This is a genomic window from Sphingomonas hankyongi (assembly GCF_023516575.1).
GTDB classification, from domain to species: domain Bacteria; phylum Pseudomonadota; class Alphaproteobacteria; order Sphingomonadales; family Sphingomonadaceae; genus Sphingomicrobium; species Sphingomicrobium hankyongi.
The window spans coordinates 88,430-110,805 of record NZ_JAMGBE010000001.1; the positions used below are offsets into that span (position 1 = coordinate 88,430).

At 63.7% G+C, this 22,376-nt stretch carries 32 protein-coding genes; 14 read left to right on the forward strand and 18 right to left on the reverse strand.

Going from position 1 to position 22,376, the window contains the following annotated elements; genetic code table 11:
- Positions 1–114 precede the first annotated feature (114 nt).
- Positions 115–1,029, forward strand: coding sequence for a LysR family transcriptional regulator (locus LZ538_RS00455; RefSeq protein WP_249830035.1), 915 nt, complete (start codon positions 115–117; stop codon positions 1,027–1,029).
- Here LZ538_RS00455 and LZ538_RS00460 read toward each other — a convergent pair whose 3' ends face one another.
- Entirely contained in the window at positions 1,030–1,794 is a 765-nt protein-coding gene (locus LZ538_RS00460) for a competence/damage-inducible protein A (RefSeq protein ID WP_249830036.1), read from the reverse strand. It abuts the gene before it with no gap.
- 50 nt (positions 1,795–1,844) lie between these two features.
- Between LZ538_RS00460 and map the strand changes: the two genes are divergently transcribed.
- Both map and LZ538_RS00470 read left to right on the forward strand, forming a co-directional pair.
- A complete protein-coding gene (map, locus tag LZ538_RS00465) occupies positions 1,845–2,672 on the forward strand; it encodes a type I methionyl aminopeptidase (protein ID WP_249830037.1) in 828 nt (275 codons plus the stop codon).
- A 70-nt stretch (positions 2,673–2,742) separates the two neighbouring features.
- Positions 2,743–3,132 (forward strand): acyl-CoA thioesterase, encoded by a 390-nt coding sequence (locus LZ538_RS00470; protein ID WP_249830038.1) that lies wholly within the window; start codon positions 2,743–2,745, stop codon positions 3,130–3,132.
- Here the strand turns inward: LZ538_RS00470 and LZ538_RS00475 are convergent.
- Positions 3,124–3,777 carry an alpha/beta hydrolase family protein gene (locus LZ538_RS00475; protein WP_249830039.1) on the reverse strand — a complete coding sequence of 218 codons (654 nt, stop codon included), beginning with the start codon at positions 3,775–3,777 and terminating at the stop codon, positions 3,124–3,126. The genes LZ538_RS00470 and LZ538_RS00475 overlap by 9 nt on opposite strands.
- 468 nt (positions 3,778–4,245) lie before the next feature.
- On the opposite strand from LZ538_RS00475, the gene LZ538_RS00480 reads away from it, so the two are divergent.
- Positions 4,246–4,569, forward strand: coding sequence for a hypothetical protein (locus tag LZ538_RS00480; RefSeq protein WP_249830040.1), 324 nt, complete (start codon positions 4,246–4,248; stop codon positions 4,567–4,569).
- Between the two features lie 86 nt (positions 4,570–4,655).
- On the opposite strand, the gene LZ538_RS00485 is transcribed toward LZ538_RS00480, so the two are convergent.
- Positions 4,656–4,823 (reverse strand): hypothetical protein, encoded by a 168-nt coding sequence (locus LZ538_RS00485; RefSeq protein WP_249830041.1) that lies wholly within the window; start codon positions 4,821–4,823, stop codon positions 4,656–4,658.
- Positions 4,824–4,959: 136 nt separating this feature from the next.
- Between LZ538_RS00485 and LZ538_RS00490 the strand changes: the two genes are divergently transcribed.
- Positions 4,960–5,715, forward strand: a complete 756-nt coding sequence (locus tag LZ538_RS00490) for a hypothetical protein (RefSeq protein WP_249830042.1) — start codon at positions 4,960–4,962, stop codon at positions 5,713–5,715.
- Positions 5,716–5,842: 127 nt separating this feature from the next.
- On the opposite strand, the gene LZ538_RS00495 is transcribed toward LZ538_RS00490, so the two are convergent.
- Both LZ538_RS00495 and LZ538_RS00500 read right to left on the reverse strand, forming a co-directional pair.
- Entirely contained in the window at positions 5,843–6,541 is a 699-nt protein-coding gene (locus LZ538_RS00495) for a GH25 family lysozyme (RefSeq protein WP_249830043.1), read from the reverse strand.
- Positions 6,538–6,774: a hypothetical protein gene (locus LZ538_RS00500; protein WP_249830044.1), complete on the reverse strand. Its 237-nt coding sequence runs from the start codon at positions 6,772–6,774 to the stop codon at positions 6,538–6,540. The genes LZ538_RS00495 and LZ538_RS00500 overlap by 4 nt, the downstream gene beginning before the upstream one ends.
- Before the next feature lie 247 nt (positions 6,775–7,021).
- Here LZ538_RS00500 and LZ538_RS00505 point away from each other — a divergent pair, with 247 nt between their 5' ends.
- A complete protein-coding gene (locus LZ538_RS00505) occupies positions 7,022–8,785 on the forward strand; it encodes a TIR domain-containing protein (protein WP_249830045.1) in 1,764 nt (587 codons plus the stop codon).
- 54 nt (positions 8,786–8,839) lie between these two features.
- On the opposite strand, the gene LZ538_RS00510 is transcribed toward LZ538_RS00505, so the two are convergent.
- Positions 8,840–9,592, reverse strand: coding sequence for a phosphocholine cytidylyltransferase family protein (locus LZ538_RS00510; protein WP_249830046.1), 753 nt, complete (start codon positions 9,590–9,592; stop codon positions 8,840–8,842).
- A gap of 74 nt (positions 9,593–9,666) precedes the next feature.
- Here LZ538_RS00510 and LZ538_RS00515 point away from each other — a divergent pair, with 74 nt between their 5' ends.
- The 4 genes from LZ538_RS00515 to LZ538_RS00530 are packed head-to-tail and all read left to right on the forward strand — an operon-like array spanning position 9,667 to position 11,678.
- The gene (locus LZ538_RS00515; protein ID WP_249830047.1) at positions 9,667–10,005 is read left to right on the forward strand and encodes a P-II family nitrogen regulator; all 339 of its coding nucleotides are present in this window, start codon (positions 9,667–9,669) and stop codon (positions 10,003–10,005) included.
- 5 nt (positions 10,006–10,010) lie between these two features.
- Complete coding sequence (locus tag LZ538_RS00520; RefSeq protein WP_249830048.1) at positions 10,011–10,220, forward strand: helix-turn-helix domain-containing protein; 210 nt, start codon at positions 10,011–10,013, stop codon at positions 10,218–10,220.
- 7 nt (positions 10,221–10,227) lie between these two features.
- A complete protein-coding gene (hemF, locus tag LZ538_RS00525) occupies positions 10,228–11,070 on the forward strand; it encodes an oxygen-dependent coproporphyrinogen oxidase (RefSeq protein ID WP_249830049.1) in 843 nt (280 codons plus the stop codon).
- Positions 11,067–11,678 (forward strand): GNAT family N-acetyltransferase, encoded by a 612-nt coding sequence (locus LZ538_RS00530; RefSeq protein WP_249830050.1) that lies wholly within the window; start codon positions 11,067–11,069, stop codon positions 11,676–11,678. The genes hemF and LZ538_RS00530 overlap by 4 nt, the downstream gene beginning before the upstream one ends.
- On the opposite strand, the gene LZ538_RS00535 is transcribed toward LZ538_RS00530, so the two are convergent.
- Positions 11,624–12,448, reverse strand: coding sequence for a DUF7847 domain-containing protein (locus LZ538_RS00535; protein WP_249830051.1), 825 nt, complete (start codon positions 12,446–12,448; stop codon positions 11,624–11,626). The two genes, LZ538_RS00530 and LZ538_RS00535, sit on opposite strands and share 55 nt — an antisense overlap.
- Before the next feature lie 96 nt (positions 12,449–12,544).
- Between LZ538_RS00535 and lipB the strand changes: the two genes are divergently transcribed.
- From lipB to LZ538_RS00550, 3 genes are all read left to right on the forward strand, one after another.
- Positions 12,545–13,210, forward strand: a complete 666-nt coding sequence (gene lipB / locus LZ538_RS00540; protein ID WP_249830052.1) for a lipoyl(octanoyl) transferase LipB — start codon at positions 12,545–12,547, stop codon at positions 13,208–13,210.
- 84 nt (positions 13,211–13,294) lie between these two features.
- Positions 13,295–13,552 carry a hypothetical protein gene (locus LZ538_RS00545; RefSeq protein WP_249830053.1) on the forward strand — a complete coding sequence of 86 codons (258 nt, stop codon included), beginning with the start codon at positions 13,295–13,297 and terminating at the stop codon, positions 13,550–13,552.
- 98 nt (positions 13,553–13,650) lie between these two features.
- Positions 13,651–14,010: a hypothetical protein gene (locus LZ538_RS00550; RefSeq protein ID WP_249830054.1), complete on the forward strand. Its 360-nt coding sequence runs from the start codon at positions 13,651–13,653 to the stop codon at positions 14,008–14,010.
- On the opposite strand, the gene queE is transcribed toward LZ538_RS00550, so the two are convergent.
- The 11 genes from queE to LZ538_RS00605 form a co-directional block, all read right to left on the reverse strand.
- Positions 14,011–14,643, reverse strand: coding sequence for a 7-carboxy-7-deazaguanine synthase (gene queE / locus LZ538_RS00555; protein WP_249830055.1), 633 nt, complete (start codon positions 14,641–14,643; stop codon positions 14,011–14,013).
- The gene (gene queC, locus LZ538_RS00560; protein WP_347402728.1) at positions 14,640–15,308 is read right to left on the reverse strand and encodes a 7-cyano-7-deazaguanine synthase QueC; all 669 of its coding nucleotides are present in this window, start codon (positions 15,306–15,308) and stop codon (positions 14,640–14,642) included. The genes queE and queC overlap by 4 nt, the downstream gene beginning before the upstream one ends.
- Positions 15,305–15,655 carry a DUF3147 family protein gene (locus tag LZ538_RS00565; protein WP_249830056.1) on the reverse strand — a complete coding sequence of 117 codons (351 nt, stop codon included), beginning with the start codon at positions 15,653–15,655 and terminating at the stop codon, positions 15,305–15,307. The genes queC and LZ538_RS00565 overlap by 4 nt, the downstream gene beginning before the upstream one ends.
- A 151-nt stretch (positions 15,656–15,806) precedes the next feature.
- Entirely contained in the window at positions 15,807–16,226 is a 420-nt protein-coding gene (locus tag LZ538_RS00570) for a DUF3617 domain-containing protein (RefSeq protein WP_249830057.1), read from the reverse strand.
- A 51-nt stretch (positions 16,227–16,277) separates the two neighbouring features.
- Positions 16,278–17,180 (reverse strand): Hsp33 family molecular chaperone HslO, encoded by a 903-nt coding sequence (hslO, locus tag LZ538_RS00575; RefSeq protein WP_249830058.1) that lies wholly within the window; start codon positions 17,178–17,180, stop codon positions 16,278–16,280.
- A 43-nt stretch (positions 17,181–17,223) separates the two neighbouring features.
- Positions 17,224–18,414 (reverse strand): aspartate aminotransferase family protein, encoded by a 1,191-nt coding sequence (locus LZ538_RS00580; protein ID WP_249830059.1) that lies wholly within the window; start codon positions 18,412–18,414, stop codon positions 17,224–17,226.
- A gap of 132 nt (positions 18,415–18,546) precedes the next feature.
- A complete protein-coding gene (locus LZ538_RS00585; RefSeq protein WP_249830060.1) occupies positions 18,547–18,936 on the reverse strand; it encodes a hypothetical protein in 390 nt (129 codons plus the stop codon).
- Between the two features lie 162 nt (positions 18,937–19,098).
- Positions 19,099–19,638 carry a hypothetical protein gene (locus tag LZ538_RS00590; protein WP_249830061.1) on the reverse strand — a complete coding sequence of 180 codons (540 nt, stop codon included), beginning with the start codon at positions 19,636–19,638 and terminating at the stop codon, positions 19,099–19,101.
- A gap of 119 nt (positions 19,639–19,757) precedes the next feature.
- On the reverse strand, positions 19,758–20,240 hold the full coding sequence (locus LZ538_RS00595; protein ID WP_249830062.1) for a hypothetical protein: 483 nt from the start codon (positions 20,238–20,240) through the stop codon (positions 19,758–19,760).
- Positions 20,241–20,333: 93 nt separating this feature from the next.
- Entirely contained in the window at positions 20,334–20,675 is a 342-nt protein-coding gene (locus LZ538_RS00600) for a UrcA family protein (protein WP_249830063.1), read from the reverse strand.
- A gap of 151 nt (positions 20,676–20,826) precedes the next feature.
- On the reverse strand, positions 20,827–21,630 hold the full coding sequence (locus tag LZ538_RS00605) for an ABC transporter permease (RefSeq protein WP_249830808.1): 804 nt from the start codon (positions 21,628–21,630) through the stop codon (positions 20,827–20,829).
- Between the two features lie 88 nt (positions 21,631–21,718).
- Here LZ538_RS00605 and LZ538_RS00610 point away from each other — a divergent pair, with 88 nt between their 5' ends.
- Positions 21,719–22,351, forward strand: a complete 633-nt coding sequence (locus LZ538_RS00610) for a GcrA family cell cycle regulator (RefSeq protein ID WP_249830064.1) — start codon at positions 21,719–21,721, stop codon at positions 22,349–22,351.
- The last annotated feature ends 25 nt before the right edge of the window (positions 22,352–22,376 follow it).

The window sequence follows — 22,376 nt, forward strand, 5'->3', positions numbered from 1 at the left end:
TGCGACCCTCCATTTAGTCTCCTTTCGAAACTTACGTGAGCAACGATGTCGTGATATGATTCTGCAAAATTGCAGAACACGCTCAGCGCCTGAAAGGCGCTAGGATGCTGGCCGATGCTCGATTGGAACGACCTCCGCTACTTCCTCGCGGTCGCGAATGGCGGCAGCACGCTCGCTGCCGGCAGGTCGATGCGCGTCAGCCAGACAACAGTCGCCCGCAGGATTGCCGCGCTCGAGGCGGCCCTTGGGATCCAGCTCTTCGAGAAGAGGCAGGCCGGCTATGCGCTCACGCCCGTCGGCCAGGAGCTGCTCGCTCAGGCTCGCGATGTAGAGGTCGTCATTTCGAAGTTCGCTAACGCAGCCGAATCCCAGTCGCGGGACTCCAGCGGCGTCGTTCGCATCACGTCGGAAGAGATTTACGCGCTTTCGCTGCTTAGCCCGCTCCTCCGCGAGCTCCACGAGACGCATCCCGAGATCATTATCGAGCTGGATACGGCGAGCACGTTACGCGACCTTGGCGCCGGCGAAGCGGACATCGCGCTACGCAGCAGCTCGATGAAGCAGCCGGCAGGCCTGGTCGGCAGGCGGCTCTGCGTTGACGATTGGACGCTCTATTGCAGCCGGGACTATGCCGCGCGCCACGGTCGCCCCACCAGCGTCAGGGACCTTCGGCATCACGCGATCGTCGGCGGCGGCGGCGAAAAGCTCTGGCATCACTATCAGGCCTGGCTGCAAAGCCTGAAGCTTGAAGATCGCGTGGCGATGCATCACGCGACCTCATGGGGCCTGCTGTCGGCGATCCGCTCGGGCTTTGGCGTGTCGGTCCTGCCCTGCGTCGTCGGCGACGCCGACCCGGAGCTGATCCGCTGCATCCCGCCCAAGGAGGATCACGGCCGCGTCCTCTGGCTCCTGACCCATGAGCGGGTCCGGAACACGCCGCGTGTCCGCACGGTCATCGATTTCCTTTACGAGCGCCTGAGCCGCCACGTGCGCCAGCTCGAAGCGGATCGGGCAGCGGCAGCGGCCTGATCAGAGTCCGCCCGCGACCGGTTCGAAGCCGGCTTCCCGCAACCGGTCGGCAAGATCCTCGCTTGTGCTTCGCGCCAAGTCGCCGTCTTCCGAACGGATCACGAAATTGGCACCGTATCGCCCGTCCCTGAAGAACGGGTAGCTTCCGATCGCCACGCCCGGATGCGCGGCCTCGGTCTCGCGCAGCAAGTCGGCGACGTCGCTTTCAGGAGCCCGCGCGCCCACGGTGACGGATACGATCGGCTTTCCCCCTTCCAGCTTGCCGCTCAGCGCCTCAAGCATGCTCGCCGCGATGTAAGGCACGCCGGCCATGATGTAGACGTTCTCGATCTTGACGCCCGGCGCACCCGACGTCGGGTTCGGGATCAGCTCGGCGCCTTCCGGCACCCGTGCCATTCTCAGTCGCGCCTCGGTGAGGCCTCCCGGGCGGTCGCGATAATAATCCTCCAATATGGCCCTCGCCTCCGGATGCACGATGACCGGCACGCCGAATGCAGCGGCGATCGCATCGACCGTGATATCGTCGTGGGTCGGACCGATCCCCCCTGTCGTGAAGAGATAGTCGTAGGCCGCGCGAAGCTCGTTGACGGCGACCCCGATCCGCGCGGGCTCGTCGGGAACGATCCGCACCTCGGCCAGCCTTATGCCTTGCTCGTTGAGCCAGGTCGCGACCTGCGCGACATTCTTGTCCTGCGTGCGGCCTGACAGGATCTCGTCGCCGATCACCGCGAGTGCTGCGGTCCACTGCCTCGATCGATCGGTCAACGGCTCGGCTCCTATTCGACTTCCGGGGCCCCCGTGCCTATTTAAGAGCCATGACTCAATATATCACCGTTGCCGCCGACGACCGCGTCGAAGCCCGCAACGGCACCATCAAGCTGCACGGCCCCGAAGGATTCGAAGGCATGCGCCGCGCGGGCCGCCTCGCCGCCGAAGTCCTCGACGCCCTTGTCCCTCACGTCGTTCCCGGCGTCTCGACGCAGGCGCTCGACGATATCGCACGCAGCCACATGCTGGATGCCGGCGCCGTTCCTGCGACGCTCGGCTATCGCGGTTATACCAAGAGCTGCTGCATCTCGATCAACCACGTCGTCTGCCACGGCATTCCAAGCGACAAGACGCTCAAGGACGGCGACATCGTCAATATCGACGTCACGCCGATCCTCGACGGCTGGCATGGCGACACGAGCCGCATGTATCTCGTCGGCGACGTTCCGCTGAAGGCGCGGAAGCTCGTCGACATCACTTACGAATGCCTGATGCTGGGTATCGATCAGGCGAAGCCGGGCAACCGCCTGGGCGACATCGGCCATGCGATCCAGCGCCATGCCGAGGGGCAGCGCTACAGCGTCGTCCGCGATTTCTGCGGCCACGGCCTCGGCCGGCTGTTCCACGACAGCCCCGAAGTGATCCACGCCGGCCGCCCGGGGACCGGGCCGGAGCTTAGGCCCGGCATGTTCTTCACCATCGAGCCAATGATCAACATCGGTCGCCCCGACGTGAAGGTGCTCGACGACGGCTGGACCGCGGTCACACGCGACCGCTCTCTCTCGGCCCAGTTCGAGCATTCCATCGGCATCGCCGAAGACGGCTGCGAGATTTTTACGAAGAGCCCTGCCGGATTGGATCACCCGCCTTATTGATGCGTTGAGCCTTATTGACACGGCTGTAAGCTAATGACAGCTTGAGCCGCGTGAATTGAGGCTCTCGGGAATGTTCCGCCACACGATCGCGATACAGCCTGCTGACATCGACCACATGGGGCACGTGAACAACAGCGTGTACCTGAAGTGGGTGCAGGACGCGGTGGTTGATTACTGGAACAGCGTGGCGCCGGCGGATGCGGTGGCGAGCCACCTCTGGGTCGCGCTCAAGCACGAGATCTCCTACCTCAAGCCAACATTCCTCCAGGACGCGGTCGTCGCCGAAGTCATCGCGGAAAAGGTCGAGGGCGCCCGCGCTTATTTCACGACGATCGTGCGGCGCGGCCAGGATGTGCTGAGCGAGGTCAAGAGTACGTGGTGCTGCCTCGATGCCGCGAGCCTCCGGCCGGTTCGCCTTGCCCGCGACATCGTCGGCAGGTTCCTGCCGCCCTCAGCTTAAGCGCCGCATCCACTCCGCAAGCGCGTCGAGCGCTTCGGCCTCCGCTTCGGCCGGAGTCCGACCGCTCTTGGCCGCGACCCTGAAGGAATGGTCGCCCTCGGCAACCAGGTGAAGCGTCGCTCGGTCACCGAGTTTCGCCACGACCGGTTCGAGCAGGTGCCGCTCCGCCAGCGCATCGCGCGTCCCAGACACGAACAGCATCGGCACCTGGACCTGCCGCAGATGCTCGGCGCGCTCGATTCCCGGCTTGCCTGCCGGGTGCAGCGGGAAGCCAAGGAACGCCAGCCCGATTACCCCAGGAAGCGGCTCGACCGCCTGTGCCTGCGACGTCATTCGCCCGCCAAACGACCGTCCGCCGGCGAAGAGGGGCAAATCCGGCGCGAGCCGGGCCGCTTCCGTCGCGGCCGCACGAACGGCGGCATGAGCAATGCGTGGCGGGTCCGGCCGCCTGGAGCCCTTTTCCATGTAGGGAAACTGATAGCGAAGGGTCGCAATGCCCCGTTCGGCCAGCCCCTGCGCGTTGGATTCCATCGCTCTGTGCGTCATCCCCGCACCGGCCCCGTGGGCGAAGAGATAGAGAGCCTTGGCTTCAGCCGGCCTGATCAGCAGTGCCGAAACGTTCTCGTCGCCAACGGCGATCTTCAACGGACTTTCATCCACGGCGCGGACGTATCAGCTGCAACGTCAGCTTTCGACCCAAACCGGACGCGAGGTCTGTCGACCCATTGCAGACACTTGGATGCTGTGTGACCTTGATGAAGCATGGATCCTATTCTCGAGTGGCTACGAAAGGCGCTAGCCGATCCAAAACTGACGGCGCTTAGACGTCTTCTTAGCCGCCGCGATCTGTCGACCGAGGTTCGCACCTCGGTGAAAGCCTATATCGAGGCAGACGAGCAACTAGAGGGGAAGCTGAGGAGAGCCGGCCGGAGTCCAGACCGTCTCCTGTCAATGCGACGCGCGGCATTACACGGGGAGCCGCGTGGGCCACTTTTTTCGGCTAGCTTCCTCGACTACGTCGATGGGAAGGACCCCCCGATCCGGTTTGAGCGTGGCGACCCCTTGATAGGCGGAAAACAGTCTCGAGCCATCGACCGGATGACGGGCGAGTATATGACGACACGTTCAATTCACTGGCAGAATCCCACGCGTGATTACGTACTATTTTGTGCCGACGGAACGGAGCAATCCGTTTCCACCGTCGAGCAGGAAGTCGTCGACGTCCAAGGCGACGGCAAAGTTGGCCTGTACAAGGTCCGAGTCCTTCACATCATGGAGGTAGCGATCGATGGCTCCCGCTCCGAGGTCGCTGAGCTACCCGACAGCTATGCGGAACGCTTGGCGGATTTTATTGCCGCGCTCCTTCTCGATCATGCTCCCGCGCGCCATTCTGCTGAGATCACCTTCGATCTCGGTGGAGAGGTCCGATCATGGTGAGACTTGTGCCCCGTGTCCGCTTTCCACCCAAAGCTGCCGTGACAGCTTCCGACCCATTCCTGACGCTAGCGGTCCGCCTTAACGGGTTACTTTCTGCCCTTCACCAGCCACACGACCGCGAGCAAGAACGCCGCCGTGAGGACACCGGAAATTAGTCGCCTCTCAACGTCGATGCCGCCTGTCACGCCGGGCGTGCTTGGAAGGACGAAGAATAGGAGAGCAGCAAGGAGAAACCCGGCGCTGATGACGACCATTCGTGCGTTCATCGCGGATTGTTAGCTGTCTCTGCACCTCATGCAAATGTCGGCCTGCGAAGCGTCAACTTTCCACCCATTGCGGACATTCGCCAACATGCGATGATACCTCGAAACAGGTTGCCGGGTGGGATCAATGATCTTCAAACGCGCCGTAGCCAAACTTCGCGCCCAGGATTGGACGGCGATCACCATCGAATTAGTGATCGTCACGCTCGGCGTGCTCATCGCGCTCGCCGCGCAGCAATGGGCCAACGGTCGGGCACAAAAAAGCCAGATGAGCGTCACCATGAAGGCGGTACGCGACGAAATGGTGCACCATTACGTCTACGCCATTGAATATCGGGTCGTTTATCCCTGCGTCGAGGCGCAGCTGAAGCTTCTCCGCGACCGCGTGCTCGCCAGCGGCGCGACGTTGACCCCCGCGCCGCTCTATCGCGACGAAAATTTCCACTATGTCGTCATGCAGCCGAGCAAGAATTATTCGGCCGACGCGTGGCGGGCGGCCATCAGTGACGGCACTGTCCAGCGCCTTGAGCCATCACTGCGCGCGCAATTGACGGGTCACTACGGCCAACTTCCCGAAATCGAGCAAGCCAACGCCGCAAACAACGAATCTGATGAGGCGCTCATCGCGCTTACTCATCGTCTGCCGCTCGACCCATCGGTCCGTTATTCCATCATTCGGGAAATCGAGCAGGTTCGAGCCCGAACAGAATATCTCGACTACATGAACGGCGATATCGTCGACAATGTCCGACGGGCCGGGAGACCCCCATCGGCCGGCGAGACTCGCGCCGTCGTCGAGCACTTTGGGACCTATAAGTTCTGCAAGGCGCACGGCCTCCCGATGCTTCCCTTCAAAGACGCGATGGTGGCCGTGCCCAATTGATGGGATCCTAACGTCCGCCTTCCACCCATTGCGGACTTTCCAGCCTTAGGTTCGCTTTCGACCCGTAGCGGACGTTGGCGGCGTGCGGCATTGCCCTGGCATCGTGAGATCGAGTGATAATCCCAGTTCACAATAACGCGTGCTTTCGTGCGACATTCCAATCCACGCGGCCGCGCACGCCCTTCAGCCTGCGGGTGGTCGACGCCTGCCAGATCGTCCACTGACGCGCACCGAAGCGAGGCTTGGACCGGATGCTGCGAAGCCAGAGCGGGCGCTTGAAGGTTGCGCTGACCCGGTAGCGTTTGTCGAAGTGAGGGGTGAGATAGAGAACGGCATGCCGGCCGTAGCGCGCCTCCACGATCTGCAGGAAATCACCGAGCTCCCTGTGAAATTTCGCCCGGGAAGGCCGGCGCTTGCAGTTGCCGGGGAATTCGAGGTCCACGGCAGGCGGCAGCGCTCCCGCATCGACCGGCACGTGCCGCACGAAATGGGCCGCCTGATCGCGCCCGCTTCGGCAGAGCGTAAAGAAATGGTACGCGCCTCGGTGGATACCTGCCGCGTCGGCTTCCCGCCAATTGATCGAGAAGCGCCGGTCGGCGTGGTCCGCGCCCTCAGTTGCCTTGATATAGGCGAAGTCCACACCCTGGCGCGGCAGCCTCTCCCAGGCAATCCGCCCCTGATGGTGCGAGACGTCGATACCCTGGAAGGGATAACGTTTTTCCGAAGGATGCCACCGGCTGGAGGCCCGCGGCGAAGCCTCGGCGATCGCAATGGGAATCATCGCCGCTGACATGATCACGAGCCAGCGGAACGCAGCGGGATTCATTGGCCCTTGAGCCGCCTGCCGACGTCTTCCATCGCCAGCGAGGTGGCCTCGGCGCGCTTTAGGGCAGTGCGCACGACGTCCTCTCCGATGCCCTCGCGACGCCAGCTGTCCAGGAAGGCCTCAAGCTGGAAGTAGAAGCTGTCGGCCAGCTTCCGGATTTCACCAGTGGGGATCGAACATTCCAGATCACTCTTTGGCGGCCTGAAGGACCTCGCACGCAACCCGAGTGCCATTGCCCAGCTGCTCCTCTTGAGCATTCGTACTTGCGGGTAGGCTGCTACTTGCGGGACCCAACACACATCAGGACAAATCCGGTCTCCGCCCAACACGCCTTACGTGGGCAACCGTTCGTCGAACCGCCGTGAAACCGCGAACGCAATGGGCGACGTCCACTTTCGACCCATCGGCGATGTTAATGTCCCGCTTGATGATATTAATTTAACGGAGCAATGTGCCGCACAATCTCGTCGAGGGAGGTCGATGGCACGCGTCTTTCTCAGCTACGCGCGTGACGATGTAGAGCTCGCCAAGCAATTGGCGGAGCTTATCGGCCAATGCGGTCACAGCGTCTGGTGGGACCGCGAAATTCAGGGCGGCTCCCACTTTTCCGATGAAATCGACAAGGCATTGCAAGATGCCGATGCAGTGCTGGTCCTCTGGACCGAGACATCGGTGAAATCCTCCTGGGTGCAGGACGAGGCCGCGGAGGGCCGGGACTCCGGACGGCTGGTGCCCGTCGTATTGAACGGCGTTCGGCCGCCCCTCGGGTTTCGTCAGTTCCAATCGATCGATCTGGGGAACTGGACCGGTCGAGGGGAGCCGCATCAGTTTGAATTACTGCTTAGGGCGCTGGAAAAGACGGACGACGGCAAGGCCGCGTCGGCAAGGCATACCCAACCGGAGCAATCCCAGAAGGTCGTCCATTCCATCTGCGTTCTCCCCTTCGCAAACATGAGCGGCGAGGCTGAGCAGGAATATTTCAGCGACGGAATCAGCGAGGACATCATCACCGACCTTTCGAATGTGTCGGCGCTGTCGGTCATCGCGAGGAACACGTCGTTCACGTTCAAAGGCGTGTCGCTGGACGTGAAGGAAGTCGCGGAGAAGCTCGGCGTGTCGCACGTGCTCGAAGGCAGCGTCCGCAAAGCCGGAAACCGGGTTCGTATCACCGCTCAGTTGATTGACGGCCTCAAGGGCGATCATGTGTGGGCCGCGAGGTACGATCGTGATCTGACCGATATATTCGCGATCCAGGACGAAATCTCGAATGCAATCGTCGATGCGCTAAAGGTCAAGCTTCTTCCGGAAGAAAAGAAGGCCATCGAGAGCCGCGGCACTTCGAGCGTCGAAGCCTACAACGTCTATCTCATGGCGCGGCAGCAATGGATCAGCGGAACGTTCGGCGATCCGCGACGCGAAGAAGCGATCGTCAAACTATGTCGTCAGGCGACCACCCTCGACCCGAATTACGCGCAGGCCTGGGCGCTGATGGCCCTTGCTCAGCTGGACCTCAAATTCGTTCATGGACAGGAACAAAACGCCCTGCCCGCCGCGGAACGCGCGCTGGAGATCAATCCAAACCTTGCGGAAGCCCACTGCATCAAGGCGCGCTATCTCGAGGAAGAAGGCCATGCCGATGAGGCAGAGCAGCAGATGCGCACCGCGCTGAGGCTCGATCCAGACTGTTGGGAGGCGAACCGCGAGGTTGCTCGAATGCTGTTCCGGCACGGCCGCATCCAGGATGCGATCCCCTACTTCGAAAAAGCGGCGTCGCTGATGGATACCGACTGGTCCAATCCGATGATGCTCATCACATGTTACGATTCGCAAGGCGATGAGAAGCAGATGCGGCTGGCGGCGCAAAAGGCGGCCGAGCGAGCCGAACGCGCCTTGGCGAAAGACCCCACCAACGGGACCGCAATGGCCGTCGGCGCATATTCCTTCGCGATGTCCGGCGACAGGGAGCGCGCGCGTGAATGGATGCATCGGGCGCTGTTGCTCGATCCCGAGAACCTCAACATGCGGTACAACCTCGCATGCACGATCATCCGGCAGATCGGCGACCTCGACGAGGCGGTAACGGTGATGGAGCCGTTTTTCGAACGCCTGAACAGCACGACGCTGATGCGGCATCTGGAAGTCGATCCCGATCTCGATCCCATCCGCGACGATCCGCGTTTCAAGGCTCAGCTGGCGTCCGCAAAGAAAAGGTTGGGAATGCACGCGACAGCCGAGCGCTCTTAGCTTTTTTGACAGATTGGCCCGCCCCCGAAGCTCTCCGCTTCGGGAAACAGGCTTCTAGGCCGCCGCTGGCTTCGCTTCCGCGTCCCAACGCGAGGTCAGCTCACGCGCGGCTTCGACGTCGGGCGGGAAGTCGACCTCGCCCCATTCCTCGCCGTTGATGTCGAGCGTCCACACTTCGCTGCTCTGCGCCAGGTGGTGGATGACCCGCAGGTACCAGATCGTGGTGCTCTCAGGGGTGCGGATCGCGCGCTCGATCGCTTCGCGGAAGCGCTCGGCGCCGCCCGCTCGGAACGCCAGCAAGCCGATCGACTCCGCGTTGACCCCTTCGCTCAGCCGCTTGCCGATGGCTTTCAGAAGGCCGCCATCCTCGACGACCTTCATGTCGTCGTCGTCATAGCCTTCCGCCTTGCGGTCTATGGTGACGCAGATGCCAGGCCGGTCGTTTTCCACGACCCGGCGCATCAGCGCGTTGGAAACCAAGGTGTCCCCGTTCCAGACAAGGGTGTCGCCGCTAAGCTCCTCGCGGGCCATGTAGAGCGACCCGGTATTGTCCGCGACCTTGTAGAAGGGATTGTAGATGGTCCGGGTGCGCGGACCGCCGCTGCGTTGTGCCAGCGCGGCTTCGATCTGGTCGTCGCGAAAGCCGGTCACGACCACCGCTTCGTCGACTCCATTCGCTGCGAGCGTGTCGAGCTGCCGGTCGAGCAGGCTGCGTCCGGTGAAATCGATCAGGCACTTGGGCCGGTCGTCGACCAGGTGGCCAAGCCGCGAGCCCTGACCTGCGGAGAGGATGATTGCCTTTTTCACCTGCGCGGCCCTGCCTTCCAAATACGGCGGCGATTGGGCATTAGCGTTTCGATCGTCGAATAGGGGCCGCCCACGTGAAAAAGATCGAAGCGATCATCAAGCCGTTCAAGCTCGACGACGTCAAAGACGCGTTGCACGAAGTCGGCGTTTCCGGCCTGACGGTCAGCGAGGTGAAGGGTTTCGGCCGCCAGAAAGGGCACACCGAGCTCTATCGCGGCGCCGAATATGTGATCGACTTCCTTCCCAAGGTGAAAGTGGAGGTCGTGGTCGAGGACAGCCTCGCCGAGAATGTCATCGAAGCGATCGAAAATGCCGCGCGCACAGGTCGCATCGGCGACGGCAAGATCTTCGTGATCGACGTGGAGCAGGCGATTCGAATCCGTACCGGCGACAGGGGGCCCGACGCGATCTAGCCACGATGATGGACGAACGCCTCGCTTCCATGTCCCCTGATGAGCTGCGCGGAGCCATGCGCAGCCTAGGCTATCGCACGCAAAACGACCTCGCGCAGGCGATCGGCGTCTCGCGATCGGCGGTGAGCCTTTGGCTCGAAGGCAAGGTCGGCGTTCCCCGTCCCATCGCGATGCTCCTGAGGATGCTGGTGGCGGCGCAGCGCCGCGCCTACTGACCCGCCCATGCTAGAGCTCGACGACCAGCAACAGGCCGCCCGCGACTGGTTCGAATCGCTGCGCGACAGGATCTGCGCTTCGTTCGAGGAGATCGAGCGCGAAGCGGGCTCCGACGCCGCATTCGCTTACACCCCGTGGGAGCGCACCGATCACAGCGGCGACCCGGGCGGCGGAGGCGTCCGCGGCCTGATGGCCGGCAAGGTGTTCGAGAAGGTAGGCGTCAACGTCTCCACCGTCGGCGGCCAATTCTCACCGGAGTTCGCGAAAAGCATCCCCGGGGCGGACGACGACCCGCAATTTTTCGCGACCGGCATCAGCCTCGTCGCGCACATGGCCAACCCGCACGTGCCCGCGGTCCACATGAACACGCGCTTCCTCACTACGACAAAGCGGTGGTTCGGCGGTGGCGCGGACCTAAACCCCGCCATCCCCTCTGCGGAGGATACCGAGGCCTTCCACGCGCGCTTCCGCGCTGCGTGCGCTGCCCACGACCCGACCTTCTATCCGCGCTTCTCAAAGTGGGCTGAGGAATATTTCTGGCTCCCGCACCGCAGTGTCTCGCGCGGCGTCGGCGGCATCTTCTACGATTATCTCGAGGATCATTTCGACGCGCATTTCGCTTTCACGAAAGACGTCGGGGAGGCCTTTCTCGACATCGTGCCGAAGATCGTCCGCAAGCGGATGGATACGCCCTTCACCGACGAGGACATGGAGCGGCTGCTGGAGTTCCGCGGCCGCTACGTCGAGTTCAACCTGCTTTACGACCGCGGCACCCTGTTCGGCCTCAAGACCGGTGGTAATGTCGACGCGATCCTGATGAGCCTGCCGCCGCTGGCGAAGTGGAAGTGAGCTACCAGGACCTGCCCGACGGTGAGCTGGCGGCGGTTGTCACCTTCCTCGAGATGAGCGAACGCCCGGATATCGCCTCTCCGCGCGGGACCCTGCAGCTGCGCCGCGTTGGCCATGCCTCACCCGACCAATATCGCGCCTTGTTCCGCAAGGTCGGCTCGCCCTGGCTGTGGTTCTCGCGGCTGATGATGGACGACGAGAAGCTGGAAGCGATCGTCGGCGATCCCGCCGTCGAGCTTTACGAAGTCGCCGCGGTCGAAGCGGTCGTCGGGATGCTGGAGCTCGATTTTCGCGAGGCGGGCCAGTGCGAGCTGGCGTTCATCGGCCTCATCCCGCAGCTCGCCGGCCAGGGACATGGCAAGTGGCTGCTGTCCGAAGCTTTGTGGCTCGCCTGGCGCGAGGAGGTGAAGCGCGTCCATGTCCACACCTGCTCGCTCGACCACCCGGCGGCGCTGCCGGCTTACCGCCGTGCCGGATTCCGTGCCTACAAGCGAGCGATAGAGCGCTTCCCGGACCCGCGCGTCCTCGGCATTCTTCCCGCCGACTGCGCGCCTCAGATCCCGCTCTTGGGCACGCTCACTTCGACGTCGGCCCGCCCCGCGAGCTGAGTGTACATCCGCGCCAGCATGACCGCGAGCATGGTGGTGACGGCCGCCTGCACCAGGGCCTGAACCAGCGAGACCACCAGCGCGCTGACGCTCATCGGTTCGATCGGCCCGATGACGAGCCCGACGATGATGCCGACGGCAGCGCCAATGGCGATTACGACTACCACGGCTGCGAGGAAGAACAGCAGGACGAACCCCAGCAGCTGCCAGCCATGCCCCCTCGTCAGCTCCCAGCTGCGTTGGATGATGGCGATCGGGCCGATGCGCTCGGCGCTCGCTGCCGGCGACGACATCAGCATTCGGACGCCGACGAAGCACAGCAGGAAGAAATAGAGCAAAGCGATGAAGAGGAAGGTCGGCGAGCGCATCAGCTCCGCTTCATTGTCGACCTGCACGCCAGCCGCGATGACGACGAGGACGAACGGGACGGCGGCAAGAAGCAGCCCGCATCCGATGATGATCGCCGACAGCAGGTAGATTGGCATCCTCCGCAAGCCGTGCGAGACCGCATCTCCCACCGTGGTTGCGGGCCCGAGCGCCATCCGGATCAGCGCAAGCTGGCCGGCGAGCGCCACGAGCGAGGCCGCGAGAACGGCCATATCGACCCACAGCGGCGTCGAGTTGTCGGTGACTCCCTTTGGGTTGATGAGGCCCGTGATCGTCGCCGGCAGCGCCACGAGCGCCAGCGCCAGGGCCGCGAACAGGCGATTGTCGCGCGCGACGATGATCCTTGTCTCATCCCACGCCTTTGAAACCGACAATTCCGCCATTGCTTCCCCCAATCCTCAGCTCCGGCTTATGCTGATCCAGCCAGCGCCGCGCAATCGTCCTTGCCGACCGCTCGTTCGAAGACCATCTGCCTCCCCATGTCCGCTTCTGCCGACGATATAGAATGGCGGGTCAGCGAAGAGCCCGTGCCCTATGAGGCCGCGCTCGACCTGATGCAGCGCCGCGCCGCGGCAGTTCGCGAGGGGACGGAGCGGGAGCTCGTGTGGCTGCTTGAGCACCCGCCCCTGTTCACCGCGGGGACGAGCGCGGACGCCGCCGAGCTGTTCAATCCGCAGGGATTTCCCGTCTACGAGGCTGGCCGCGGCGGACGTTACACCTATCATGGGCCAGGGCAGCGGGTCGGATACACCGTCCTCGACCTCGAAAAGCGCGGAAAGGACATCCGCTGCTTCGTCCATGCGCTCGAACAATGGATGATCGACGCCCTGGCCGATGTCGGGGTGAGCGCCCACCGCGCCCCTGGCCGCATCGGCATCTGGGTCGGCGACGGCGCGGACGAGGCAAAGATCGGCGCCCTTGGCGTCCGCGTGAAGCGCTGGGTGACGCTTCACGGCTTTGCGATCAACGTGTCCCCCGACCTGTCGCATTTCGGGGGCATCGTGCCGTGCGGAATCTCGGAATATGGCGTCACCAGCCTCGCCGCGCTTGGGAAACAAATCGGCTTCGAGAGGGTTGATTGCGCCTTGAAGCGTACTTTCTTGCAGTTTCTCAACGGTTTGGAGGCTGCGTGCAAAGTCTCTTGATGCAAGCGAGCGCTTCAGACTATTGTCCGCGCGATTTGCGAAGCGGGTCGACCGTTGCAGATCGCAATAAATAGGGAGTCTTGAATGCGTGCTCTTATCCTGGTCGCTGGTGCGGCCCTGGCGGTTGCGGCTTGCAGCAGCAACGAAAGCGCCAACAACACCATGAACGTCGATGAGAACCTCACGACGACTGACATGAACGCGACGGACATGAACGCCATGGACATGAACGCGACTGACGCGAACATGACCATGGACGCTGCGAACAGCGCTGCCGACGCGAACAACGCTGCCGACGCCGCGAACGCCGCTGCCGACGCCGCGACGAACAACGCGATGTAATTTGCAATGCCTCCGGCGTGCCGGAGGCGTTGGCGTTTCAAGAGGCTGCCGGTATCTGCCGGCAGCCTCTTTTTTTACGCCCGATTCTGGAGCTTCGAATGCGCGCCCTCATCCTTCTTGCAGTCGCAGCCTTTTCGCTGAGCGCCTGCGGCAACAACGACCAGGCCGACAATACGGTCAACATCGACGAGGATCTCACCGCCGAGAACATCGTCGCCAATGACGTGACCGCCATCGATGCGGTTACCGCCGATTCCGCGAACATGGCTGCCGACGTCGACATCGATTTCACGAACGAGCTGGCGAGCGAGGCAGGAGCAAGCGCTAACGGCGCGTCGCCGGCGGCAAAGCCGAAAGCGGCGCCCCAGCGCCCGAAGCCCGCGTCAGCCTCGACCTCGCCGGCTCCGGCAAAGGAGCCCGCGACGACCGCCGCGCCGGCCACCAACTCGACCGAATAGCTAAGGCAGCCCGACCACCTTGTGCGCCTGGAGCGACAGGCGCCACCGCGGCCGGTCCATCACCAGCCGGATGGCGGCATCCACCGATCGCTCTCGCGTCGCGCAATCCATCGGCTGCACGAGGAAATGGCGGAAATCCCATCGTTCCAGTGCCGCTGGATCGATGTCTTCCTGCGGCCACACCAGCTTGAGCTCGTCTCCGCTTCGCTGAACGACCTCCGTCCCCGCCTTCGGGCTGATGCACAGCCAGTCGATTCCGGGCGTCGCGGCAAGCGTGCCGTTGCTTTCGACGGCGATACGGAAACCGCGGTCATGCAGAGCCTCAACGAGCGCCCGGTCCAGCTGAAGCATCGGCTCGCCGCCGGTGATCACGACGAGGCGACCGTCGGCCCCCTGTCCCCATAAAGCCTCGACATGCGCCGACAGTCCCTCGGCGGAGTTGAACTTGCCGCCGCCCTCGCCGTCGGTGCCCACGAAGTCTGTGTCGCAGAAGCGGCATTGCGCCGTTTCCCGATCCTCTTCCCTGCCGGACCAGAGGTTGCAGCCCGCAAAACGGAGGAACACGGCGCGGCTGCCCGACTGCATGCCCTCGCCCTGCAGCGTCAGGAAGCATTCCTTGACCGCGTAGGTCATGCGTAACGGGTCGGGTCGGCCACCCCCGCCTCCGCAAAGCCTTTGGCGCGAAGACGGCACGCCTCGCACTGCCCGCAAGCAAGGCCGCCGGGAAGCGGGTCGTAACAGCTGTGGCTGAGAGCCGCGTCGAGGCCCAGGCGCTGCGCCTCGCCGGCAATGTCGGCCTTGGTCATATGCAGCAGCGGCGCATGGATCCTGAACGGGTCGCCTTCCACGCCCGCTTTCGTGGCGAGAGCCGCTAGCTCCTCGAACTTCTCGACGAACTTAGGCCGACAGTCCGGATATCCGGAATAATCGAGCGCATTCACGCCGATGTAGATGTCGCGCGCTCCGCTGGCCTCCCCGAGCCCAAGCGCAAGGCTGAGGAAGATGGTATTGCGCGCCGGCACATAGGTGACCGGAATGCCCTCGCCGACGCCTTCCTTAGGCACCTCGATATCGCTCGTGAGGGCGGAACCGCCGAACGCTCGGAGATCCAGCGGCAGCACGATGTGGCGATCGGCGAGCTGGCGGGCGATCACAGCGGCGGCGTCCAGCTCCACGCGATGGCGCTGGCCATAATCTATCGTAAGCGCGGTCACCGCGAATCCCGCCTCACGCGCCAGCGCGGCGCACACCATGGAGTCCAGCCCGCCCGACAGCAGGACGATGGCTCTTCGGCTCACAGCTTCAGGCCCAGCCTCGGGGCTGCCCAGAACATCACGGCATAAAGCGCCAGCGTGCCGGCCACGACGATCGCCATGCTCAGCCAGAAACCGACGCCTGACCGGATCAGCTGCGGCAGCACTACGAACAACGGTATCGAGGGCAGGAAGAACCAGAAGGTGCCGACCGAGAGCTCGGCGACCCGCTCCGCATCGTGCGTGTCGCGGAACAGCCAGATCATTGCCAGGAGCGAAGTCAGGGGCACGGATGCGACCAAACCGCCCCAGCCGGGATAGCGGCGAGCGATTTCTGAGACCGCAGCGACGATCATGCCGGAAATCGCTGCCTTGATGACGAGGTAGAGCATCGCGGGGCCTCTACGGCGTCATGCTCGACAAAAGAAGGGCCGCTCATCCGGAGAGGAGCGGCCCAGTGATCGGACGTCGCCGCCCGATTGGGAGGAAAGCGTACCAAATCCGGCACGAGTCCGTCTTAGTCTGTTTTGGTTAAACGAGGGCTTAATGGACGCTTGCAGGCGTCTTCACGGCACATTCGCCCATTCGGCGCGCCTGCAGCACATAATTGAACGGCAAGCCGTCGGAGATCCCTTGGGTTTCAACGCGAAGGTTGCGCGGCGTGATGACGGTCAGCTTGCTCTGGCCGAACCCGCCGCCTTTGCACTCGTAATTCATTGTGACGGTATTGCCGCTCGAAGCGAGGACCTTGCGCGTGCAATTGTTGCGCCGATGCTCGAACTGGCCGAGCAAAGTCACGTCCCCGATGCACTCGCGAGCGGGAGCTTTGGCCCCCGGCAAGCCGGCGATCTCGTAAAGCCCGGGACTCGTCTGGGCGAGCGCGTTGGGCGGTTGCGCGACAGCCAGCGTCCACGCACCCAGCGTGGCCGCACCGATAATCGACAGGGTGAACCTCTTACGCATGCGAATCAGGCTAGCACGATTCCGTTAACTGTTGGATAGCCCACGTTAATTTTACGAAAGCTCGTGCGGCTGGATGGCGAAGCTGGATGAGCAGAACTCGCAATCCACGCGGATCAAGCCGTCTTCACCGACCATCGCTTGCCGCTCTTCGGCAGGAAAACGCGCCAGCACGGAACGGACATAGTCCGGATCGCACCGGCAGCCCTTGCTGAGCGCAAGCGCCGCGAGGGTCCGCACCTCATCCTCTTCGTGGAAAAGTCTCCAGATGAGGTCGTCCAGCGCGAGCGACGGGTCCGTCAGTTCCTCCGGCTTCACCGATCCCGCGAGAATCGCGATATGCGGCCAGTCCGGATGGTCGAGGCGCGTGTGCAGCCGGTCCCGTCCTTCCTCGCCTTCAGGCAGGTGCTGGAACAGCAATCCGCCTGCAGACCAGTGGCCGTCCTTCTTCTCGGCGGCCAGCCGAACGATGCTGGGGATCTGCTCGGACTGCATGAAGAAGCTTTGCGCGGCGTGCGCCAGGCTATCTCCTTCGAGCGGCACGATGCCCTGGTAGCGCTCATTCATCACCGGATGATCGAACGTAATCGCGAGATAGCCTTTGCCGAACAAGGCGAAGAGCGACGGGTTGGGACCTGCCTCGGCCAGCCGCTCGGGATCGTGGCGGATGTACCCACGCAGCTCGCCTGAATGATAATCGCAGACCAGCAGGTCGACGATTCCGGCCTCCGTCTGCGCCTGGACCGTGATTTGACCCTCGCTCTCCTTGAGCAAGGAGCCGAGCAGGGCGGTAAGCACGAGCGCTTCGGCCATCAGCCGTTCGATGACGGGTGGGTAGCGATGATTGGCAAGAACCGCGTCGATAACCGGCCCAAGGCGCGCGATTCGGCCGCGCGCGTTGCGCGACGGTATCGCGACGCCGAGCGCGACGTCGGTATTCAGCTGGGTTTCGGGCATGGGTCCTAAATAGGGCCCTCCGACCGGCTTTCCAACCGACCGGTTAAGCCGCCGCGGCAGGCACCTCATATTCCGCGGCAGCCGCCGAAAGCATGTCCACGAATTCGCGGATATGCTCTTCCTCGATGGTGAGCGGGGGGAGCACCCGCATGACGTTGTCGCCGGCGCTGACCGCGAGGAGGCCCTTCGTCCTCAGATAGGTGACGAACGCACGGCTGTCGGTCTTCATCCTGACGCCGAGCATCAGCCCGACGCCGCGAACGCTCTCGAAGAGATGATCGTGGTTCGGGATCATCTGCTCGAGCGCGGCGCGGAGGCGCTCGCCCTTCTGGCGAACTTCGGCCAGGAATTCGTCGTTGGCGACCACGTCGAACACCGCTTGGCCGGCGGCCATCGCGAGCGGATTGCCGCCATAGGTGGACCCGTGGGTTCCGATCACCATGCCCGCCGCGGCCTTCTCGCTCGCCAGGCACGCACCCATCGGGAAGCCGCCGCCGATACCCTTGGCCGACGCCATGATGTCCGGCACCACGCCGTAATGCTCATAGGCGTAAAGCGCGCCGGTACGGGCGACGCCGCACTGGACCTCGTCGAAGACGAGCATCAGGTCGTGCTCGTCGCAGGCCGCGCGGAGCCCCGCCAGGAATTCATGCGTCGCCGGGCGGATGCCGCCCTCGCCCTGGATCGGCTCAAGCAGGAAACCGGCGGTATTCTCGTCGATCGCGGCGAGCGCGGCGTCGAGATCGTTGAAATCGACGACCGTGAATCCCGTCAGCAGCGGCGCGAAGCCGTCGCGCAGCTTCGCCTGGTCCGTGGCGCTGATGGTCGCCATCGTGCGGCCGTGGAACGCGTTCGAGAAGGTGATCAGATTGTGCTTGTGCGCGTTGCCCTTCGCGAAATGGTAGCGGCGCGCGGTCTTGATCGCGCACTCGACCGCTTCCGCGCCCGAATTGGTGAAGAACACCGTGTCGGCGAACGTCAGGTCGCACAGCCGCTGCGCGAAGGCCTCCCCCTGGGGCGAGCCGTAGAGGTTGGATACGTGCATCAGGGTCGCGGCCTGATCCTGGATCGCCTTGGTCAGGTGCGGGTGACCGTGCCCAAGCAGGTTGACGGCGATGCCCGCCGCGAAATCCAGGTACCGCTCGCCTTCCTCGCCATAGAGATAGACGCCTTCGCCCCTGACCGGACGAACCGGTGAACGTGGGTAGACGGGCATGAGCGGCGTAATGGCCATGGATGGCGGCTCCTGGAGCTATGAATGGGAGCGGCCCCCGGCCGCTTCCGCGCCTATAGCCGGACGGGAAAAAAAGAAAAAGCGCCCCGGGATCGACTCCCGGAGCGCTCTCTCAAGCCGCATTGCTACCGGCTATCGGCGCGGGCGACCGTTCCAGTCACGCGCCTCGCGCGAAATGCGGACTTCGAGCCGGTGGACGCGATTCTCCACATTGCGCGCTTCGCGGTTGGTGATCCCGTGCCGCGACGCATTGTAGATACGCCGCTCGACGGTCCGCGCCTCGGTGTCCAGCGACCGTGCCTCGGCGAAGGACAGGATGCGGCGGACGTGCAGGTTATGGATGTCCGCACGCAGCCTCTGGACCCGGTTGGTCATCGAACGGGCAAAGTTGAACCCATTGAAACCATAGCCGAAATTGTACGGCTGGTAGTTATAAACGGGCGGCGCCCACTGAGCTGCCGCCGGGACCGCAAGACTAAGCGCCGAACCGGCCGCAACAAGGGGAATAAGAAACTTGCGCATTACGCTACTCCTACTTCAGTTGTTGGAACGAACACTGCCACCACCCGAATGTTCCGACCCTGAATGCAGTCGTTAGCTGGCGTTCAAGCTTAAGCGCTGAAGTGAAAGAAAAGCGCCCCGGATTGCTCCGGAGCGCCCTTCCATGACGACTAAAGGGGACGCTTAGTCGTCGCGATCGCCCCAGCGGCCATTGCCGCCATCATGATTGCGGCCCTGATCGTCTTCCCAGCGATCGTTGCGGCCATCGCGGTCACGGTCCGCATAATAGCGATTGTAGTCGCCGTTGGCGGTGTAGCCGTTGTACCCGTTGAAGCCGTAATCGTTGCGCCAACCGCGGCCCATTGCGACGCGGACGTTGCGTTCCAGGTTGAACACGCGGCGCTCCATGTCGTTGGACTCCCACGGGCTGAGACCGCGTCCCGACGCATAGCGGAGACGGCGCTCGACCGAACGGGCTTCCTCGCGCAGGTTGCGGGCGGTCCGCTCGCGAATCACGTTGCGGCGATCCAGCCGGTCGATGTTGCGCTCCACGCGATTGATGCGGTCCTGGAGCGCGCGGATATGCCCGTACTGGTTGTAGCCCTGATAATAGCCCTGGCCGTAACCGTAAGGCTGCTGGACAGGAAAATACTGGGCGGCGGCCGGCGACCCGATCGCGAGAGCCGATCCGGCAGCTGCGAGAGAAATCAGAACCTTACGCATAAACGTCGCTCCTCTGTTGAGCAGTTGATGCGCAAGGTGTCGCCGATTCGCCTTGATGGGAGGCTGAACGCCTCCGTTATCAATCGTTCAACATCCTTAACGAGATTGGCTCGAGCGCCTCACAGGCCTCCGCCGCGATCGAACGGATCGTGCCACCGATCGACGGGCGGCGCGGTGTAGCGATCGAAATGCCTGTAGTCGGAATCGCGGCCGCCCCTGTAGGGCTGGTTGTCGATGTGACGATCTTCTCCAACGCTGTAGGCGTGGCGGCCCCAGCGCGCGTCCTCCATCCCATAGCCGACCCGCCGTTCGAGCTGCGCGAGCGCGGTTTCGATGTCGCTTGCATCGCGCCTGCTCATTCCATGGAGGCGCCGCTCCAGCGTTCGCGCAGTCCCGTGCAGCTCCTGCGCGTCCGCGGCGCTAAGGATCTGCCGGTCGCGAAGCATGTCGATCCTGATGTCGATGCTCGCAACCCGAGCGCGCAGCATGCTGGCGGTGTCGCGCTGAAAGTCGGTTTGATTAGTCGGCGGTGCGGGCCGCTGCGCCGCGGCAGGCGTGACTGCCGCCGCCAGGACGGCGATCGGAACGATCAGCTTGTGCACCTGCCCTTAGTAGGCCCACGCCATTGAAGCAGGGCTGAACGACGAAACAGCGGAGGAAGGCGTCGCCACCTTCCCCCGCTGCCGGACGCAAGATCACTTCGCGCGGACGAGTATGTTCGCGGTGGCGAGCTCGCGGCCCGCACGCTGCGCCTCGGTGACACGTTCGGCCTGGTCCAGGCCATCGGTGACCGCTGCGTTGAAGCAAGCCTGCTCGAGCCGCTTGACGGCCAGCGGCTTCACGCCGCTCTCGATGCACAAGTTGAACGCCGCATGGCGGATCCGCGCCTCGAGCGCCTGGCTTCCCGCGGAAGACAGGAGGTCGAGATCTGCGTAAGCGATACGCTCGAACGGCGGCGACACGACGACGACGTCCTGCGCCGCCACTGGACTGCTGGCCAGCAGGAGGCCGGCCACGATCATGATTTCTTTGGTCACGTTTCAACTCCTTGAGGGGGGATGAGTGCGACCAAGGCCTTGGTGGAACACGCCACGAACCGGTGCCGTTCTAATGGCGAAACGAGTTTGCCGCGGCCAATCAAAGCCCAGCCGATTTCGATAAGCCCCGTTTATGGAGCTGTTGCGGGGCTTATGCCTTGATCTTCCAGCCGCTCCGGAGGAGCGCGTAGCAGGCGATCCAGAGGGCGATGTTGATCGCCAGCAGCGCCAGCCCTCCCACCAGCAATGGCGAATCGCTGATGCCCAGGAAGCCTGCGCGGAAGCCTGAGATCACGTAGAAAAATGGGTTCGCGTGGCTCACCGCCTGGAAGGTCGGCGACAGCTGGTGCACCGAGTAGAAAGTGCCGCTCAGCAGCGAGAGGGGCGTCACCACGAAATTCGTGACCGCCGCCGCATGGTCGAATTTCTCGGCCCACAGCGAGGTCAGCAGCCCAAGGAAGGCAAGCATCAGCGATCCCATAAGGCCGAAATAGAAGACGAGCTCCGGCCGCCGCACGGCGACCGACACTCCCGGCCACAGCAGCATCGCCAGCCAGACCGCCACGCCGACGAGGAACGCGCGGGTTACCGCCGCGCCGACCAGTCCGGCGATCAGCTCCCCAGTCGACAAGGGCGGCATCAGATAGTCGACGATATTGCCCTGGATCTTGCCGACGAGCAGCGAGAAGCTGGAGTTCGCGAACGCGTTCTGGACCATCGCCATCACGATCAGGCCCGGCGCGAGGAAGTCGGCGAAATGGACGCCCATGATGGTGCGCCCGCTCCGGCCCAGCGCGACCGTGAAAATGACCAGATAAAGCAAGGTCGTGATCGCCGGCGCCCACACCGTCTGCATCTGCACCTTGAAGAACCGGCGCACCTCCTTGATATAGAGGGTCTTGAGGCCTCCCCGATTGACGCCCTTCAGCACCGGCTCGCCCGGCGCGTGGCGCATCCAATTGTGGGGCTGGTCGTTCACAGCCGAGCGCCTATCGGTCGCGGACCGTGGCTGCAAGCTCGGCACTGGTGGAGCTGAATTTTAGATGTCTTGGACTGAAGAGCGTATCGAACGCCTGAAGAAGATGTGGGCCGACGGCGCGACCGCCAGCCAGATCGCCGATGAGCTCGGCGGAGTGAGCCGCAACGCCGTCATCGGCAAGGCGCATCGTCTCGGGCTCGAGCAGCGCCCGTCCCCGGTCAAGCCGGGCGAAGAGAAAGAGAAGAAGGCCGCGCCCGCCCCGGCAGCGGCGGCAAAGCCCGCTCCTCGCGCCGAAGCCCCGTCGCCGCGTCCGCAGGCGGCTGCACCGCACGCCCCGTCCCCCCAGCGCCTGAACCCCGATATGCAATATCGCTCGATCGGCCCCGGCGGCTTCATTCGCCAGGGTCCCGGCGAGCAGCAGGCGCCGATCCCTCCTGCTCCGCCGCGCCGGCTGGTGCCAGCGAAGCCAAGCCCCGAGGTTGCCGACAAGACCAGCCTGCTCGATCTCAACGACCGCATCTGCAAGTGGCCGATCGGCCACCCGGGCGAGCCCGACTTTCACTTTTGCGGCCAGGCCGCCAACCCGGGCTTCCCTTATTGTGTCGAGCATTGCGGCGTCGCCTATCAGGCGCAGCTCCCGCGCCGCGATCGTCGTCCGCCGCCCCCGCTGCCGTTCGGCGGCCCGCGCGTCCGCTAGAGCGCTCGAGCGTAGCGACGCCAGC

Bases quoted from the DNA above. Each gene is read 5' to 3' on its own strand.
- LZ538_RS00455 (WP_249830035.1), top strand. From the start codon at position 115: ATGCTCGATTGGAACGACCTCCGCTACTTCCTCGCGGTCGCGAATGGC.
- map (WP_249830037.1), top strand. From the start codon at position 1,845: ATGACTCAATATATCACCGTTGCCGCCGACGACCGCGTCGAAGCCCGC.
- LZ538_RS00470 (WP_249830038.1), top strand. From the start codon at position 2,743: ATGTTCCGCCACACGATCGCGATACAGCCTGCTGACATCGACCACATG.
- LZ538_RS00480 (WP_249830040.1), top strand. From the start codon at position 4,246: ATGACGACACGTTCAATTCACTGGCAGAATCCCACGCGTGATTACGTA.
- LZ538_RS00485 (WP_249830041.1), bottom strand. From the start codon at position 4,823: ATGGTCGTCATCAGCGCCGGGTTTCTCCTTGCTGCTCTCCTATTCTTC.
- LZ538_RS00490 (WP_249830042.1), top strand. From the start codon at position 4,960: ATGATCTTCAAACGCGCCGTAGCCAAACTTCGCGCCCAGGATTGGACG.
- LZ538_RS00495 (WP_249830043.1), bottom strand. From the start codon at position 6,541: ATGAATCCCGCTGCGTTCCGCTGGCTCGTGATCATGTCAGCGGCGATG.
- LZ538_RS00500 (WP_249830044.1), bottom strand. From the start codon at position 6,774: ATGGCACTCGGGTTGCGTGCGAGGTCCTTCAGGCCGCCAAAGAGTGAT.
- LZ538_RS00505 (WP_249830045.1), top strand. From the start codon at position 7,022: ATGGCACGCGTCTTTCTCAGCTACGCGCGTGACGATGTAGAGCTCGCC.
- LZ538_RS00520 (WP_249830048.1), top strand. From the start codon at position 10,011: ATGATGGACGAACGCCTCGCTTCCATGTCCCCTGATGAGCTGCGCGGA.
- hemF (WP_249830049.1), top strand. From the start codon at position 10,228: ATGCTAGAGCTCGACGACCAGCAACAGGCCGCCCGCGACTGGTTCGAA.
- LZ538_RS00535 (WP_249830051.1), bottom strand. From the start codon at position 12,448: ATGGCGGAATTGTCGGTTTCAAAGGCGTGGGATGAGACAAGGATCATC.
- lipB (WP_249830052.1), top strand. From the start codon at position 12,545: ATGTCCGCTTCTGCCGACGATATAGAATGGCGGGTCAGCGAAGAGCCC.
- LZ538_RS00545 (WP_249830053.1), top strand. From the start codon at position 13,295: ATGCGTGCTCTTATCCTGGTCGCTGGTGCGGCCCTGGCGGTTGCGGCT.
- LZ538_RS00550 (WP_249830054.1), top strand. From the start codon at position 13,651: ATGCGCGCCCTCATCCTTCTTGCAGTCGCAGCCTTTTCGCTGAGCGCC.
- queE (WP_249830055.1), bottom strand. From the start codon at position 14,643: ATGACCTACGCGGTCAAGGAATGCTTCCTGACGCTGCAGGGCGAGGGC.
- LZ538_RS00565 (WP_249830056.1), bottom strand. From the start codon at position 15,655: ATGCTCTACCTCGTCATCAAGGCAGCGATTTCCGGCATGATCGTCGCT.
- LZ538_RS00570 (WP_249830057.1), bottom strand. From the start codon at position 16,226: ATGCGTAAGAGGTTCACCCTGTCGATTATCGGTGCGGCCACGCTGGGT.
- hslO (WP_249830058.1), bottom strand. From the start codon at position 17,180: ATGCCCGAAACCCAGCTGAATACCGACGTCGCGCTCGGCGTCGCGATA.
- LZ538_RS00580 (WP_249830059.1), bottom strand. From the start codon at position 18,414: ATGGCCATTACGCCGCTCATGCCCGTCTACCCACGTTCACCGGTTCGT.
- LZ538_RS00585 (WP_249830060.1), bottom strand. From the start codon at position 18,936: ATGCGCAAGTTTCTTATTCCCCTTGTTGCGGCCGGTTCGGCGCTTAGT.
- LZ538_RS00590 (WP_249830061.1), bottom strand. From the start codon at position 19,638: ATGCGTAAGGTTCTGATTTCTCTCGCAGCTGCCGGATCGGCTCTCGCG.
- LZ538_RS00605 (WP_249830808.1), bottom strand. From the start codon at position 21,630: ATGCGCCACGCGCCGGGCGAGCCGGTGCTGAAGGGCGTCAATCGGGGA.
- LZ538_RS00610 (WP_249830064.1), top strand. From the start codon at position 21,719: ATGTCTTGGACTGAAGAGCGTATCGAACGCCTGAAGAAGATGTGGGCC.